Raw genomic sequence first — 15,103 nt, forward strand, 5'->3', positions numbered from 1 at the left:
CTGCGCTTCCCGGATCTGACGAAGACCGACAGACAACCTCCTTCAGCTCTCTCGATCAGGGTCCGGATAAACCAGCGGCCCCAGCACCCCGCGATTGAAGGGCTTCCACTCGCCCTCCGGCTGCGCCAGCCGGTCGGCCACCGCATAGAGCACTGCCGGGTGCGCACCCAGCCCCAGGTGGCTGGCAATGACTTCGATGTTCTCCGACTGCGGGCCGGTCTTCTCGATGCTGCAGCGCCATGCGACGACACCGTCGGTACGGCTGAAGATCGAAGTGGTCGGCACGGGTGGCGTGGGCTGCACGAACTTCATGCGGCGCGGGTCGTGCGAGCTCTGGCCGCTCACGCCTTCGTACACGCGCCATGCGTTGGTGGCGCGCGGGCTGCCGGAGAATGGGCTGCCCAGCGTGATGACGTTGCGGATCATGGGCGCATAGGAAGACGCCAGCAGCCGCGCATACACGCCGCCCAGGCTCCAGCCGATCACGCTGACCTTCTGGCCGCTGTTGTCGTGCAGGGTCTTCAGCAGCTCGACCATGCCGTCTTCCACGCCTTCGCGCGGACCGAAGTTGCGGCCCAGGCCCCAGCCGTGCGCGTCGTAGCCGCGGCTGCACAGGTAGCGGCGCAGCAGCAGCGTGGAGCCGTCGCCCGCCACGAGGCCCGGCAGCACGAGCACCGGGTGTCCGTCGCCGCGCGGCGTGAGCTGCAGCAGCGGCCACATGGCGATGCCGGCGCCGGTTTCCCAGAGTGCGCGGGCTTCGGCCAGCAGCAGCAGGCGCGACGGTGGCGCGACAGGTTCCTTGGCGTGGGTGGCGGTGGTCATGATGATGGATGGATCCTTTTTGGTTTTTATCTTCTTCAAGACGAACATGAGGCCGAAAGAATCAATGCCCCGTCGGACAACAACGTCATTTATCCGAGGTATTTGCCCCTCAGGTAATCAAGGTAAGCCCTCGATTCGCTGGAAACATACGGGGAAACCAGCGTGAGCGTGTAGAAAGCCGCCAGACCGGGGTCGGCCTGCGCCAGCGCGTCGCGCCCCGGCACGAGCCGCTCGAACGACAGCCAGCAGGTGGTGGTGAAGACCATCTGCAGCGCCAGGATGCGCGCCTGCTCCGCACTGGTCTCGATCACGCCCGAGGCCACCAGGCCTTCGCACAGCGTTTGCGCGGCCAGCAGGTTCTGCGCGGTGAGGGCCTGCGCACGCTGGCCCAGCGCCGGGTATTCGCTGGCCAGGAAGGCCATGTCGCGGTAGATGAAGCGGTATTCGTCGATGGCCTCGAAGCGCAGGTGCAGCGCGAGCCAGAGGTCGTCGATGGCCGCGATCGATGCCGACGAGCCGTTCAGGGCCTCGAGCCGCTGCTCAAAGCGCCGGAACAGCCATTCGACGATCAGCTGCTTGGCCTTGAAGTGGTAGTGCAGGTTGCCCGGGCTGATGCCGAGCTCGGCTGCGATCTTGTGGGTCGACACGGCCGCGAGGCCTTGCGCGTTGAACAGCGCGAGGCTGGCCTGCAGGATGCGGTCGCGTGTGGTGTTGGAACTGGCCACAACCGGCTTGTCGGGTTGTCGCTCAGCGTTTGGCGCTGCGGCCACGGGAGGTGGCGGCACCGGTGCCTTCGCCTTCGAGTTGCGCCACGCGTTCGCGCAGTTGCGCGACCTCGTCGCGCAGGGCCTGCACTTCGGCGGGGCCGGGCATGCCCAGGCGTTGCATGGCAGTGGCGACGCGCTGGTCGAACACGTCCTCGAACTTGCGGATGCCGAAGCTGTCGAGGCTGGGGACCTTGCCCTGCCCGATGCCGAGCAGGCCTTCGATCACGTTGGCCTGGCGCTTGGCGACGTCGTTGCGCACGTTGTCCAGCGCCTTGAGGCCGGCGCGCAGCAGGACTTCGGCCTTGCCGGGCTCCGCGGGCTTCCTGGTTGCCGCGGGCGCCTTCTTCGCGGCCGGCGTCTTCTTCTTCGCAGGCGCCGCCCTCTTCTTCAACTTTGCAGTTTCGTCAGGACGGGTCGCCATGCAGTGCTCCAGATGCCGGAAAAAAGAAAAGAGGCGCAAAGCGCCCCGGGGGTCAGGCCGCCTTGCGGGCAGCAGCGCGGCGAACCGGCTTCTTGGCGGCGGCAGCCTTGGCCTTCACCGTGCGAACCGGCTTGGCTTCTTCGGCGCCGCTCACGCGGGCTTCGATCTGCTTGGTGCCGGCGACGATCTTGTCGGCGATCTGCACCGAGACAGTGGCGATCGGCTGGTTCAGCGCGCCCAGGGCGTTGATCACCGAGGTGGCGACCGGCGACTCGACGCGAGCCACGCGGCTGGCGACCGATTCGATACCGCTGGTGGTGCCGGCGGCAACGCGGTCCATCACGTTCACGATGCGGCTGGTGTCGATATCCAGGCGGTTGGCCAGGAAACCGTTGATCTTTTCTTGCGCGCCGATCAGGTTGGCCTTGACCTGCTCGCTCACCAGCGGAATCTGGCGGCTGCCGAGGAAGTTGCTGTAGCGCGAAGCGGCGCCGCCCAGGAGACGATGCACGCCGGCGCGGTAAGCGCCGACCAGGGTCTTGCCAGCGTCGTTGTATTGACCGACGACGTGAACAGCTGCGGAAGCGATGGTGGTTTGCGTGGACATGGTGATTTCCTTGAAGTTGAAAGGTTCGCGAAGGAAACGGTGTGTCTTTCGCGATGGGCCTATCTTCTTCTGTGGGGCCTAGGCCTGAAAAACTAGAACGGTCGGAAAACTAGTCCAACTGCCCCAATTTTCTTTCAGCAGGCCGGGGCCCGTGCGCCGATCATGCCGCAGCGGCCCTGGGGCTGCCGGAGCGCTTGGCCGGCGCGGCCTTGCGGGCCGGCGGCTTGGGAGCGGCCTTCTTTGCCGCGGTCCTGACTGGTGCCTTTGCAACTGCTTTCACGGGCGCCTTCTTCGCTGCGACCTTGACTGGAGCCTTCTTGCGCGCCGCAGGCTTCTTCTTTGCAGCGGCGACGGGCGCGTGCCCGGCCTCGTCCGACGGCTCCTCGATCGTCTTCGCAGGCACCGGCGCGGGCGCCGCACCGGCTGCGGCCGGGTGCTTCTGCGTCAGCTCCATCAGCAGCTTGTGCTCGGCCAGCAGGTAGTCGCCGATCTCGGTGATGTCGGGCACGGCGCGGCGGCAGGCGATCAGGCCGTAGTCCATGCGGCCGTTGTAGCTCTGCACCGTGACGTTGAGCGCCGTGCCGTGGCTGGCGATCGACACCGGGTAGTAGCAGGTGACGAGCGCCCCCGCGAAGTACATCGGGAACGGCGCGCCGGCCACGTTCGAGATAGCCACGTTGGCCGCAGGCGGCAGCAGGTTGACGATGCCAGAGCGCCCCACCATCGACGCGATGCCCGACACCAGCCAGGGCGCGGCGAAGGTCGGGAAGTCGTCGAGGATCACGGCCTTGAAGCGGTTCATGGTCGACTTCGACGAGGTCGACGACGCGTTGATCGCCTTCAGCCGCTGCACCGGGTCGGTGATGTCGGTGGCCAGGCTCACGAGGATCATGCTGGCCTGGTTGTTGGCTGTCTGGTCGCCCGCTTCGCGCAGACTCACCGGTACGCCGGCCACCAGCGGCTTGGCCGGCAGCTCGTTGTTGTCGGCCAGGTAGTGGCGCAGCGCGCCGGCCACCGTGGCCATGACCACGTCGTTGAGCGACACGCCGAAGTGCTTGGCGATGTACTTGGTCTCGGCCAGCGAGATGGTGCGGCCGGCAAAGGTGCGCTGGTTGGTGATCGACACGTTGAGCGAGGTGCGCGGCGCGAAGAGGTTGAACTTCTTCGGTGCGGCGGCCGTGTCCTTCTCGGCCGCCTTCTCGTCGGGCTTGGCGAGGCCGCCGATGGCACGCGCGATGGCGGGCGCCATCTTGAAGAGCTTCACGTACTGCTGCGCGGTGTTGCGCAACGCAGCGGTGGCGAGTTCGGCCATGCCCAGCTGGTAGCCGCTGCTGCGCGGACGCGAACGCGGTGGCTTCACCACGCGGCCGGTGGCCTCGAGGTCGAAGATTGCCTTGCCCACTTCCACGCCGGCCTGTCCATCGATGCCCGCATGGTGCACCTTGGTGTAGAGCGCCGCCTGGCCGCTCTTGAGGCCGTCGATGATGTAGAACTCCCACATCGGCCGGCTGCGGTCGATCAGCGAGGAATGCAGCCGGGCCACGTATTGCTGCAACTGCCGGTTGGTTCCGGGCTTGGGCAGCGTGATGTGGCGCACGTGATAGTCGAGGTCGATGTCGTCGTCCTCGACCCACACCGGGTTGGTCATGTCGAAGGGCATCAGCGCGAGCTTGCGCGTGAACACGTCGGCCAGGTGGATGCGGCTGGCCATGAAGTTCTTGGCGTCTTCGTAGAAGTCGCCCTTGTAGCCCTTGGGCAGGTCGAGCACGTTCAGGGAGCCCACGTGCATCGGCATTTCCGGCGTTTCCAAGTGCAGGAAGGTGGCATCAAGACCGCTCAGGTGTTTCATGTGTTGTGTCTCCTTGGTGGGGCATGCGCCGCTAGGCAGGATAGCGCGGGCATCGCGTTCGTGGGCCTCTGGTTCTTCAGTGTTTCCACCGGGGGAAGGCACCAGCGAGACAGGGGTTTGCCCGAAGTAGCGAAAAAGTGCCAGGTGCCCGGCGGGCAGGGCAACAACTGCTGACATCGCCCGTTTCACACAGGCTCCGTACACTGCGGCCATGACATCCAGCCCCTCCCCGCAGCAGCATCAGGACGACAACCTCTGGCTCGAAGACATCGACGGCGAGAAGCAGCTCGACTGGGCGCGCGCGCAGAACGCGCTCACCGTGCAGGCCTATGCGCAGTCGCCCGCGTTCGAGGCGCTCCAGCAGGGCATCCTCGAGGTGCTCGACTCGGACGACCGCATTCCGATGGTCCGCAAGATCGGCCCGCGCTTCTATTACAACTTCTGGCGCGACAAGGATCACACCAAGGGCCTGTGGCGCCGCACCACGCTGGATGAATACCGCAAGCCGCAGCCCGTGTGGGAGACGGTGATCGACCTCGACGCGCTGGCCGCGGCCGACAAGGAGAACTGGGTCTGGCACGGCGCCGACTGCCTGGAGCCCGACTACAGGCGCTGCCTGATCTCGCTGTCGCGCGGCGGCGCCGATGCCGACGTGGTGCGCGAGTTCGACCTCGAAACCAAGCAGTTCGTCGCAGGCGGCTTCTCGCTGCCCGAGGCCAAGAACCACGTGGGCTGGAAAGACATCGATCACCTCTATGTGGCCACCGACTTCGGCCCCGGCTCGATGACCAGCTCCAGCTATCCACGCATCGTGAAGGAATGGAAGCGCGGCATGCCGCTGGCCAGCGCGGTGACGGTGTACGAAGGCGCGCACGAGGACATGTCCGTCAGCGCCTACCGCGACAACACGCCCGGCTTCGAACGCGACTTCGTCTCGCGCCAGATCGACTTCTACGAAAGCGAAACCTGGCTGCGCGGCGCCGACGGCAAGCTCGCCAAGATCGACGTGCCCGACGATTCGCTGGCCGAGATCACGCGCGAGTGGATGCTGATCGAGCCGCGCACCGACTGGACCGTGGGCGGCACCACCTTCAAGTCGGGCTCGCTACTGGCCGCGAAGTTCGACGACTACATGGCGGGCCGGCGCGAGCTCACCGTGCTGTTCGAGCCCGACGACACGACCGCACTCGACAGCCACTCGTGGACGCGCAACCACCTGATCGTCAACGTGATGCACGACGTGGTGAACCGCCTCGAAGTGCTCACGCCGCCATCGAACGGCAAAGGTGCGTGGACGGGTGAAAGCCTCGGCGGCGCGCCCGCGCTCTCCACCATCGCGGCGGGCGGCATCGACGAGGACGAGAACGACGACTACTTCCTCACCGTGAGCGGCTTCCTGCAGCCGACCACGCTCTACATCGGCACCATCGGCCAGGGCGAACCCGAGGTGCTGAAGGACAGCCCCGCCTTCTTCGACGCCTCGCGCTATCGCGTGAGCCAGCACTTCACCACCTCGAAAGACGGCACGCGCGTGCCCTACTTCGAGATCGCCGCCAAAGACCTGCTGGCCAACGGCAAGAACCCCACGCTGCAGTACGCGTATGGCGGCTTCGAGATTTCATTGCAGCCCAGCTACAGCGGCAGCATCGGCCGTGCGTGGCTTGACAAGGGCGGCGTGTACGTCATCGCCAACATCCGCGGCGGCGGCGAGTACGGCCCGCGCTGGCACCAGGCCGCACTGCAGGAGAACCGGCTGCGTACCTGCGAAGACTTCGCGGCCGTGTCCGAAGACCTGTTCGCCCGAAAGATCACTTCGCCCGCGCACCTGGGCGCGATGGGCGGCAGCAACGGCGGCCTGCTGATGGGCAACATGCTCACGCTGTACCCCCAGCTCTACGGCGCCGTCGTGAGCGAGGTGGCGCTGCTCGACATGCGGCGCTACACGCACCTGTCGGCGGGCGCCTCGTGGATCGCAGAGTACGGCGACCCCGACCAGCCCGACGAGTGGGAATTCATCCAGACCTTCTCGCCCTACGAGAACGCGAAGCCGGGCCAGGCATACCCGCCCGCCCTCTTCACCACCTCCACGCGCGACGACCGCGTGGGCCCGGTGCATGCGCGCAAGATGCACGCAAAGATGGTGGCGCTGGGGTACGACAGCAGCTTCTACGAGAACCTGGAAGGCGGCCACAGCGCTGCAACGGACAACAAGGAATCCGCTTTCATGGACGCACTGGGCTACGCGTACCTGTGGCAACACCTGGAGAAGCCGTGATGAGCAACGTCAGCAGCACCCCCGTCACCCTCGAACTGATCGGCGCGCCGACCGACATCGGCGCCAGCGTGCGCGGCGCCGGCATGGGGCCCGACGCGCTGCGCGTTGCGGGCCTGCCCGAGGCACTGGCGCGGCAGGGCTACACAGTCATCGACCGCGGCAACCTCGCGGGCCCGGCCACGCCCTGGGCGCCGCCGACCAACGGGTTGCGCCACCTCGACGAAGTGATCGCCTGGAACCGCTCGGTCTACGCGGCCGTCGACACCGCGCTGGGTGCCAGCAACGTGCCGGTGATGCTGGGCGGCGACCACTGCCTGGCCATCGGCTCGATCAGCGCGGTGGCGTGGCATGCGCGCAAGCGCGGCAAGAAGCTGCGCGTGCTGTGGCTCGACGCGCACTCCGACGTCAACACCGAGACCACGAGTCCCAGCGGCAACCTGCACGGCATGCCGGTGTCATGCCTGCTGGGCCACGGGCCGGCCGTGCTCACGGGCTGGAGCGGCGAGCGCGCGGCGCTGCAGCACGACGCCATCCGCTTCATCGGCATCCGCAGCGTGGACGGCGACGAGAAGGAAGCCATTCGCACGCTGGGCCTGAGCGTGTTCGACATGCGCCACATCGACGAGCACGGCATGCGCACGACCATGACGGAGGCGCTGCAGGACGTGGACGAAGACACGCACCTGCACGTGAGCTTCGACCTCGACTGCCTCGACCCGGCGGACGCGCCCGGCGTGGGCACCGGCGTGCGCGGCGGGCCGACCTATCGCGAGATGCAGCTGTGCATGGAAATGATCGCGGACACCGGGCGGCTGGGCTCGCTCGACGTGGTGGAGCTGAACCCGGCGCTCGATGTGCGCAACCAGACAGCGGAAGTGGCTGTCGAGCTCATCGAGAGCCTCTTCGGCAAGTCGACGCTGGTGCGCTAGGAGTTCTTCAGGTCAGGGGCGCTCGACCTGCGCGGCCTTGGCCCGCGTCACGTAGCCCTGGTAGGCCGGCAGCGCGATGGCCGCGACGATGCCGAGCCCCACGATGACGGGCAGCAGCCATGCGCCGATCAACACGCCAGTGGTGTTGGGCGGCGGCGGCGCGCCGAAGCGGTTGCTGCCCTTGGTGCCCGACTTGAAGATCCAGATCAGCGCGACCAGCGGGATCAGCGCCAGGAACAGCATCCAGCCCGACCAGTCCATGTCGTGCGAGCGCTGGATGCCCGTGAGCACGTAGAAGACGAAGTACGGAATCGCGAGCAGGAAGGTCAGCGCCACGATCAGCCCCTCGGAACGCCCGAGGCCGGCGATGCCGAGAATGAAACCCAGCAAGGTGGCCGCGACGATGAAGATGATGTACGAAAACATCGTGTACGCCAGGAAGCGCGCCCGCCCGATGCGGCCCTTGGCGGACCACAGCTTCACGGGCTGGACGCCCGCATCGCCCTCGTATACGTCGGCCACCGTGGCGCGGGGCGCGGCGTAGGGATTGGTCATCTCTGTCATGTACTTCTCTCCTCTGTTGTGAAGTTCACATTTTGGGCAAAGACCTTTACAAAAGACCAGCCCTTTTGACGGCGTGATAGCGATTCACCAACGCTACCGCGAGGTCGGCCGGCTCCACGTCTACCGAGAGCGGATCGTTGCCGACCACCCGCGCAAAAGCATCGCGGCGCGACTGCTCGAACAGATGCGCCGCCGCAACATCGACGGCGTCGCGCGCATGCACCAGCGGCTGGCTGGCGATGCGCCCGAGCACGCGCTCGCGCAGGCTCGCGACCAGCACGAGGTGCTTGCGGCGCAGCAGCTTGATTGCAGGGCGCAGCTCGGCCGCGTCCTCGTCGCGGAAGTTGGTCAGCACGATGACCAGCGCGCGCCGTTTCTGCACGCGCAGCATTTCCTGCGCGGCCAGGAGGTAGTCCGAATGGGTGGCGCCGGGCTGGATGTCGTGCAGCCGGTTCATCAGCGCGTTGAGGGTGGCCGTGCCCTTGCGCGGGGCGAAGTCGCGCCGCTCTTCGGCAGGGCAGCCGAAAGTCATGGCACCGACCTCGTCGCCTTCCTTCAGCGCCACGTAGCTCAGCAGCATCAGCGCATTGAGCGCCTCGTCGAAGTGGCTGTTGGCCTTCAGCGCCAGCGCGCCTTCGTCGGCGCGCATGCGGCGGCCGCAGTCGAGCAGGAACAGCACGCACTGGTCGCGGTCGTCCTGGAACTCGCGCACGATGGGCCGGCGCTGGCGCTGCGTGGCTTTCCAGTCGATGTGGCGCAGCGAGTCGCCGGTCTTGTAGTCAGAAAGTTGACGAAAGTCGGTGCCGAGCCCGCGCTGCGCATAGGTCTTGATGCCGATCTGCGCCAGCCGCCGGTCGCCGGACAGCCACGCGTAGCGCGCCAGCGCGGCGAAGTTGGGATACACGCGCAGCCGACGCGGTTCGCCCAGCGTCTGCCGCATGTCGAAGCAGCCGAAGCGGGTGCGCCAGCGCAGCTGGGTGGCGCCGAATTGCGCCACGCCGCGCTGCGTTGCGGTAGCGGTGTAGCGCAGCGCGACCTGCGAGAGTGCCGGCACGGCGACGGTCTGCGGCAGCCCCTCGAAGGTGAAGTGGGCATCGAGCTCGTCGAACACCGACACCTGCCAGGCCTGCACGCCTTCGTTCACCAGCGTGAGCGTGAGCACCGTGGGCACGCCGAGCGAAAACGCGCCGGGCAGGCTGCGCTCGATGCGCAACGGCGCGGCGCGCCACAGGCGCAGGCTCTGCCAGAGGTCGACGCCCGCCAGCACGAGCCCCAGCGCAAGCAGCACGCCGGCCGCGATGGCGACGTAGCCCACCGGCACGCCCAGCAGCAGCGCCACGGACGCGGCCACGGTCAGGCCGGCCAGCGCCAGCACGGCCGCACGCGCGGGGATCGGAACAGCAGCGCGCATCCGCGGGCCTAGAGCCTTGGTGCCTCTACGCTGTCGCGGGCGGCGCGCAGCAGGGTGTCGACGCCCAGGCCTTCGAGCTGCGCGTCGGGCGAGATCATCACGCGGTGCCGCAGTGCGGGCAGCGCCTGGCGCGCCACGTCGTCGGGCGTGATGAAGTCGCGCCCGGCCATCAGCGCGGCGGCGCGGGCGGCGCGCACCAAGGCCATGGTGCCGCGCGGCCCGGCGCCGGACGAGAGGCCCGGCCAGTCGCGCGTGGCGCGCGCGATGCGCACCGCGTAGTCGATCACGCGCTCGTCTGCCTGCACCAGGCAGGCCAGCCGCTGCAGTTCGAGCACCTGCGCCTCGTCGAGGCAGGGGCGCACGGCCTCGAGCGGAAACTGGTTGCCGGCACGCTGGCGCGTGGTCAGCTGCACGATGGCGTTCTCTTCGCTGTGGCTCGGAAAGCCGATGTCGATCTTCAGCAGGAAGCGGTCGAGCTGTGCCTCCGGAAGCGGGTAGGTGCCTTCAGTATCGATCGGGTTCTGCGTGGCCATCACCATGAACGGGCGCGGCAGCGGCATGGCCGTGCCTTCAAGCGTGACCTGGTACTCCTGCATGACTTCGAGCAGCGCGCTCTGGGTCTTGGCCGGCGCGCGGTTGATTTCGTCGGCCAGCAGGAGGTTGGTGAACACCGGGCCCTGGTGCACGCGTAGCGTGCCGAGGCTGCTCTCGCCGCGCGCGGCGAGGTCGAGCACCGCGTGGCCCGTGATGTCCGAGGGCATCAGGTCGGGGGTGAACTGCACGCGCGCATAGCGCAGCGTCATGGCCTGCGCCAGCGCCCGGGCAAGCAGGGTCTTGCCGAGCCCCGGCACGCCTTCGATCAGCACGTGGCCCGAAGCGACCAGCGCAATCAGCGTCTGGTCGACCGCCTCGAGCTGGCCGACCACGGCCTGGCCGACCTCGGCGCGCAGCGTCTGCAGCCACTGGGCCGCACGCGTCAGTTCTTCGGGTTGGATGGCTTGCATGAGCGTCTCTCGGTTCAGGATGTGGATGAAGAAGAAGGTGAAGGCATGAACGGCCCGTGGGCGTCGAGCCGCCGGCGCGCGGTTTCCAGCACCTCCAGGTCGACCGACATGGCGCCGGCATGGCGAGCCCGCTCGCCCATCGCCCGAACGAGCATGGCCGCCTCCAGCCCGGTGGCCTGCGCGATGGCGGCGGCGCGCGCGGCGGCATCGCGGCGCGCATAGCCACGCAGCTGGCGGCCGGCGGATTCGTTCAGCGCGCGCAGCTGCGCGGCGTGCAGCGCGTCGGCGCCATGCATGTGCAGGAAGCCGGCGGTGCCGCGCACCTGCTCGGCCATGGAACGCCGATGCGTGCCGGCCGAGGGCGCCAGCGGCCCGAAGCGCACGGCCGCTCGCCAAAGCGCAACAGCCAGCGCCAGCAGGCCCACGAGCAGGGCCGCCCAGCCCTTGTTCCAGATCCAGCGCAGGAAGGGCTCGCGCGTTTCCTCGGCAACGAACCAGACTTCGGCGCCGCTGCGCGCCTGCACCGCGGCAACGGCGAACAGCGCGTTGTCGCCGCGCGTCAGGCTGGCGTTGTGCCACAGGCCCCAGGGCATCACGGTGACGGTGCCGCGGCCGACCTGCACGCGGATCGCTTCGGTGCCTTTCGCGCCGAGCACGGTCCACAGGGGCGGCGGCTGCTTGTCGGCGGGCCGGTAGCGCGCTGGCGACCACCAGGTGCAGATGCGGAAGCTGCGGCCACCGGCGAAGCTCGCGGGCACGGTTTCGGGCTCGGTCACCGCATGGCAATCCGCGTCCTTGGCGGGTTCGGCAAATTGCGACTTGGGCAGTCGCTTCCTGGGTCCGGACGGCTCTTTCGACTCTTTCTTCTCGTCCCCGGCGGGCGGCTTTTCGCGGACCAGCGGGATCCAGCCTTCCAGCAGGTCGCTGTTGACGAGGTGGCTGGGCATCACGAGGTGCCCGCCCTGCTCGACCCACTGGCGCAGGCGCTGTTCGCGCTCGGGGAACATGTCCCAGTGGCTGGAGGCGAGCACCAGCCGTGCCTGCGCGGGGGGCATGGTGTCGAGACTGTCGTGCTTGACCACCTGGACGCCGAGCTCGCGCAGCATCACCTGCGCGCCGTAGAACGAATTCTTCTTGGCCTCGCCGCTCGCGGGCGTCGGTATTTCGGTGTCGGCCCATTCGGTGGCGGAGACCAGCCAGAAGCCGATTGCCGCCAGCACGAGCACCGAGCCGATGCGAACCAGCCAGGCGTTCATGCGACGGCGCCCTTCAGATCGGCGACGGCCGGCGCGGCGGCGGAAAGATGCCGATCGAACTCGCCGCAGACCGCCAGCACCTGCGCGGTGGAAGGCAGCCGACCGCCGTACGCCCCCAGTTGCCAGACCCCGACCAGCCGCACGAAGAAGGCCTGTGCATCGGGCGCCAGCCGGGTCGCGGAGAGCAGCATGCATTCGCCCTCGGTGCTCGCGGCCCTCACCGGCACCCCGTGCGCGTGCACGAGGCGCGACAGCGCACCGCGGTACAGCAGCGACAGTGCGGGCCGGTGCTGGCCGCGCTGCCAGAGTGCGGCCGCGGCGTTGCCGATGTCGTCGGGCAGGCTTTCGGGCCGGATGTCGAGGCTGCCGACATGGCTGGGCAGCAGTTCCTTGCCAGGCCGGGCACCGCCGGCACGCACCTGCATCCAGCGGCGCAGGCGAACCACCAGCCAGGCCAGCGCCAGCGCGCCCAGCCCCCAGATGAGCCAGCGCGCGCCCTCGGCCACCGACCTGATGAAATCGCGCAGCCAGTCGAGGCTGTCGGTCTTCTTCTCGGGTTCGTCTTCCTCTTCGTCGTCGCGTTCCTTGAAGCGCAGCTTTCTTTCGGTCTTGGTGCCGGGCATGTTCGGATCGGCGCGGACCTTGTCGACTGCGGTCTTCACCTGTTCGCGGGTCGGGGCCTCGGCGGCGACTGCCGGCGGCGTCATCGCGACGATGGCGCACACAGCCAACACAGCCGCCGCGATACGAAGCTTGGAGGTGTCAGCGGAACCCACGACGGAACTCCTGCTCGATGTCCCACGCTTCGAGCTCTACCCGGCGGTTGAGGTACATCGCAAAACCGGCCGCCACGTAGAACGGCTCCAGCACGCCGACGACGAGCGCATAGGCCCCCGCCGTCAGCAGGCTCTGCAGCGGAACGTCCGACTGCGTGAGCCAACCGAACAGATCCTTCGCGCTGCCCTCCGGCGCGAACCAGAACAGCAACGACAGCAGGCAGATGTCGAGCGCCATCTCCACGTTGGCGAACACCATCTGCATGCCCGTAGCAGCGCCGCGCCGTCCGCGCAGCAACTGGGTGCGCCGCTTGCGCCGGGCGCTGCCGCGCTGGCCTTCGAGCTGGTCGATTGCCTGGGTGAACGAACGCCAGGGCGAAAACCGCCGCCACAGCAGCGTGCGCAGCAGTTGCCCGCCCCACACCGCGCGGCGGTTTTGCCAGAGGTCGGCCCAGCGCGTCTCCTGCCCGAACACCGCGCGCGAATGAACGAACAGCAGGCTGCGGTCGAACCAGGGCTTGAGCCAGAAGATCAGCAGGCTGGGCAGCCAGCCGGCGATCTCGACCGTGCAGAGCGCCAGCAGCACGGTCACGATGTACACCGGCAGGAAGGTGCGCCACACCGAGCGCGCATGGCTGCGCACCAGCTGGGCGCCCAGGTCCGCAGCCTCGGCCATGGGCCGTGGCCGCAGCGCGATGGCGAGGCCGTCAACCTGCACGGTCTTCAGCCTTTGCAGTAGCAGCAGCAGCGGCGCGCGGCCGGCCCTGCCAGCCCAGGTACGCCAGCACCAGCACCCAGCAGGCGCCGCCCACGCCGTACTTCACGGCCGGCGCGATCCAGCGCGCCGACGACCAGAAGGCCTCGATCGCGGCGGCGATCAGCAGCAGCCCGATGACGCCGTAGACGATCACCACGGCATGGCGCGCGGCCAGCCGCAGCGACTCGAGCCGCGTGTAGCGGCCGGGCGCGACCCACGCATAGCCGAGCCGCAGGCCGGCCGCGCCCGCCAGCACGATGGCCGTGAGCTCGAATGCCGAGTGCGTGATGACGAAGGAACAGAAGTTCTCCGCATGCCCCGCCGCGATCAGGTAGCCGCCGACCGCGCCGATCTGCACGCCGTTGAACACCACCACCGCGGCACTGCCCACGCCGGCGAAGATGCCGGCCGCGAAGCAGCGAAAGCCGATGCCGATGTTGTGCATGATGTAGAAGCCGAACATCTGCCAGTCGTCGCCCGCGCTGCGCGTGCGGCCCAGCGACTCGGCACTGTCGCTGTACATGGAATCGAACTGCTGCACGGCACTGGCATCGAGCAGGTGCAGGATGAAGCCCGGGTCGCGGTAGGCCGCCCAGCCCGCCGCCAACAGGGGCAGCAAGAACATCAGCGCGGACACCAGCAGGTAGACGCGATGCGCCCGCACCGCCTCGGGAAAATCGACCAGCGCCAGCCGGGCGAAGCGCGCCAGACCGTAGTCGTGCTGCCGGTAGATCAGCCGGTGCGCGCTCTGGGTCAGGCTTTCGAGCCGCTGCGTGAGGTGAATGGGGTAGGCGCGCGCCTGCGCCAGCGCCAGGTGCTCGCACACGCGGCGGTACAGCGTGGCGAGCCGCGCGCCGTCGAACTTGCGCTTGGTCTCGGCCACGCGGATGACGGCCTCGAGTTCGGTCCACAGCGGCGCGTAGGCTGCTTCGAAATCGAGCGGCGTCATCGCCCGCCTCCTCGCGCATCGGCGCCGGCGCGGCGGCCCAGCACCCACTGCGCAACGCCCAGCAGGCGTTGCGAGGCGGAGGCGCCGGAAGTGTCGGGGCCCAGCACTGGTTCGGCGACGCGGGCGAGTTCGTCGAAGCGCTCGGGGGTCAGGCGCGTCGCGCGACCGGCCCACGAGACGATGGCCATCTGCTCGCGCGCCGACAGCGGCCGCGCGGGGGCCTGCGGTTCGGCCGCGGGCACCTCGCCGTGCAGGCTCACGTGGTCGCTGAACACCACCAGCGTGCCGGCGGCCAGGTCACCCAGCCGCTTGCTGTCGCGCCGCCACAGCATCGACACGATGCCCGCGCCGTAGAAGGCCGGCACGAAGTCGGCCGCGCGCAGCAGGTTGCGGGTGAGCGCGGCGGCAGGCGTCACGGGCAGGCCCGAGTCCATCACCACGCGCAGCCCCATCACGCGCTTGCCGGGCGTGGCCGCCGCGCGCGTGAGTTCGAAGATCACGGGGTAGAGCCACTCGAGGCAGAAGTAGCTGATGAGCAGGATGCCGAAGCCCATCTTGCCCATCATGCCGACGGCAATGGAGATCACGGTGAAGATGCCGAGCCGGATCGCGAAGTCGATGAGATACGCCAGCCCGCGCGCGACCAGGCCGGCCGGGCGCAGCGAGAGCGCGATGCCTTCCGGGGTCTCGGCGGTGTAGAGCGTGTCGAGGCGCAC

15 protein-coding genes are annotated in these 15,103 nt (G+C 68.4%); 2 read left to right on the forward strand and 13 right to left on the reverse strand.

The features are described from left to right. Nucleotides 1–42 precede the first annotated feature (42 nt). From ACZYSP_RS34445 to ACZYSP_RS34465, 5 genes are all read right to left on the reverse strand, one after another. Nucleotides 43–822, reverse strand: coding sequence for an esterase/lipase family protein (locus tag ACZYSP_RS34445; protein WP_093178436.1), 780 nt, complete (start codon nucleotides 820–822; stop codon nucleotides 43–45). Between the two features lie 89 nt (nucleotides 823–911). Continuing rightward, a complete protein-coding gene (locus ACZYSP_RS34450; protein ID WP_093057664.1) occupies nucleotides 912–1,547 on the reverse strand; it encodes a TetR/AcrR family transcriptional regulator in 636 nt (211 codons plus the stop codon). Between the two features lie 22 nt (nucleotides 1,548–1,569). After that, nucleotides 1,570–2,010 (reverse strand): phasin family protein, encoded by a 441-nt coding sequence (locus ACZYSP_RS34455; RefSeq protein ID WP_093057665.1) that lies wholly within the window; start codon nucleotides 2,008–2,010, stop codon nucleotides 1,570–1,572. A gap of 52 nt (nucleotides 2,011–2,062) precedes the next feature. Beyond that, nucleotides 2,063–2,617 (reverse strand): hypothetical protein, encoded by a 555-nt coding sequence (locus ACZYSP_RS34460; RefSeq protein WP_489019049.1) that lies wholly within the window; start codon nucleotides 2,615–2,617, stop codon nucleotides 2,063–2,065. Nucleotides 2,618–2,777: 160 nt separating this feature from the next. Next, entirely contained in the window at nucleotides 2,778–4,466 is a 1,689-nt protein-coding gene (locus ACZYSP_RS34465) for a WS/DGAT/MGAT family O-acyltransferase (protein ID WP_489019051.1), read from the reverse strand. Nucleotides 4,467–4,677: 211 nt separating this feature from the next. On the opposite strand from ACZYSP_RS34465, the gene ACZYSP_RS34470 reads away from it, so the two are divergent. After that, nucleotides 4,678–6,741: a prolyl oligopeptidase family serine peptidase gene (locus tag ACZYSP_RS34470; RefSeq protein WP_489019053.1), complete on the forward strand. Its 2,064-nt coding sequence runs from the start codon at nucleotides 4,678–4,680 to the stop codon at nucleotides 6,739–6,741. Next, a complete protein-coding gene (gene rocF / locus ACZYSP_RS34475) occupies nucleotides 6,741–7,670 on the forward strand; it encodes an arginase (RefSeq protein WP_093178439.1) in 930 nt (309 codons plus the stop codon). The genes ACZYSP_RS34470 and rocF overlap by 1 nt, the downstream gene beginning before the upstream one ends. 12 nt (nucleotides 7,671–7,682) lie before the next feature. Here the strand turns inward: rocF and ACZYSP_RS34480 are convergent, their stop codons facing one another. From ACZYSP_RS34480 to ACZYSP_RS34515, 8 genes are read right to left on the reverse strand one after another with little or no spacing between them, the layout of a single operon-like run. After that, nucleotides 7,683–8,234, reverse strand: coding sequence for a DUF805 domain-containing protein (locus ACZYSP_RS34480; RefSeq protein WP_093057670.1), 552 nt, complete (start codon nucleotides 8,232–8,234; stop codon nucleotides 7,683–7,685). 46 nt (nucleotides 8,235–8,280) lie between these two features. After that, complete coding sequence (locus ACZYSP_RS34485) at nucleotides 8,281–9,645, reverse strand: DUF58 domain-containing protein (protein ID WP_354339377.1); 1,365 nt, start codon at nucleotides 9,643–9,645, stop codon at nucleotides 8,281–8,283. A gap of 8 nt (nucleotides 9,646–9,653) precedes the next feature. Continuing rightward, entirely contained in the window at nucleotides 9,654–10,649 is a 996-nt protein-coding gene (locus ACZYSP_RS34490; protein WP_093078969.1) for an AAA family ATPase, read from the reverse strand. 14 nt (nucleotides 10,650–10,663) lie between these two features. Next, nucleotides 10,664–11,905, reverse strand: a complete 1,242-nt coding sequence (locus tag ACZYSP_RS34495; protein ID WP_440532831.1) for a DUF4350 domain-containing protein — start codon at nucleotides 11,903–11,905, stop codon at nucleotides 10,664–10,666. Further along, a complete protein-coding gene (locus ACZYSP_RS34500; protein ID WP_489019057.1) occupies nucleotides 11,902–12,681 on the reverse strand; it encodes a DUF4129 domain-containing protein in 780 nt (259 codons plus the stop codon). Before ACZYSP_RS34500 ends, ACZYSP_RS34495 begins: the two co-directional genes overlap by 4 nt. Further along, nucleotides 12,668–13,399: a hypothetical protein gene (locus ACZYSP_RS34505; protein ID WP_093057674.1), complete on the reverse strand. Its 732-nt coding sequence runs from the start codon at nucleotides 13,397–13,399 to the stop codon at nucleotides 12,668–12,670. The genes ACZYSP_RS34500 and ACZYSP_RS34505 overlap by 14 nt, the downstream gene beginning before the upstream one ends. Then, entirely contained in the window at nucleotides 13,389–14,387 is a 999-nt protein-coding gene (locus ACZYSP_RS34510) for a stage II sporulation protein M (protein ID WP_489019060.1), read from the reverse strand. The genes ACZYSP_RS34505 and ACZYSP_RS34510 overlap by 11 nt, the downstream gene beginning before the upstream one ends. Then, nucleotides 14,384–15,103, reverse strand: coding sequence for an RDD family protein (locus ACZYSP_RS34515; RefSeq protein ID WP_093057676.1), 720 nt, complete (start codon nucleotides 15,101–15,103; stop codon nucleotides 14,384–14,386). Before ACZYSP_RS34515 ends, ACZYSP_RS34510 begins: the two co-directional genes overlap by 4 nt.

It is taken from the genome of Variovorax sp. F042, from assembly GCF_057814215.1.

Bases quoted from the DNA above. Each gene is read 5' to 3' on its own strand.
- ACZYSP_RS34445 (WP_093178436.1), bottom strand. From the start codon at position 822: ATGACCACCGCCACCCACGCCAAGGAACCTGTCGCGCCACCGTCGCGC.
- ACZYSP_RS34455 (WP_093057665.1), bottom strand. From the start codon at position 2,010: ATGGCGACCCGTCCTGACGAAACTGCAAAGTTGAAGAAGAGGGCGGCG.
- ACZYSP_RS34460 (WP_489019049.1), bottom strand. From the start codon at position 2,617: ATGTCCACGCAAACCACCATCGCTTCCGCAGCTGTTCACGTCGTCGGT.
- ACZYSP_RS34465 (WP_489019051.1), bottom strand. From the start codon at position 4,466: ATGAAACACCTGAGCGGTCTTGATGCCACCTTCCTGCACTTGGAAACG.
- ACZYSP_RS34470 (WP_489019053.1), top strand. From the start codon at position 4,678: ATGACATCCAGCCCCTCCCCGCAGCAGCATCAGGACGACAACCTCTGG.
- rocF (WP_093178439.1), top strand. From the start codon at position 6,741: ATGAGCAACGTCAGCAGCACCCCCGTCACCCTCGAACTGATCGGCGCG.
- ACZYSP_RS34480 (WP_093057670.1), bottom strand. From the start codon at position 8,234: ATGACAGAGATGACCAATCCCTACGCCGCGCCCCGCGCCACGGTGGCC.
- ACZYSP_RS34485 (WP_354339377.1), bottom strand. From the start codon at position 9,645: ATGCGCGCTGCTGTTCCGATCCCCGCGCGTGCGGCCGTGCTGGCGCTG.
- ACZYSP_RS34490 (WP_093078969.1), bottom strand. From the start codon at position 10,649: ATGCAAGCCATCCAACCCGAAGAACTGACGCGTGCGGCCCAGTGGCTG.
- ACZYSP_RS34495 (WP_440532831.1), bottom strand. From the start codon at position 11,905: ATGAACGCCTGGCTGGTTCGCATCGGCTCGGTGCTCGTGCTGGCGGCA.
- ACZYSP_RS34510 (WP_489019060.1), bottom strand. From the start codon at position 14,387: ATGACGCCGCTCGATTTCGAAGCAGCCTACGCGCCGCTGTGGACCGAA.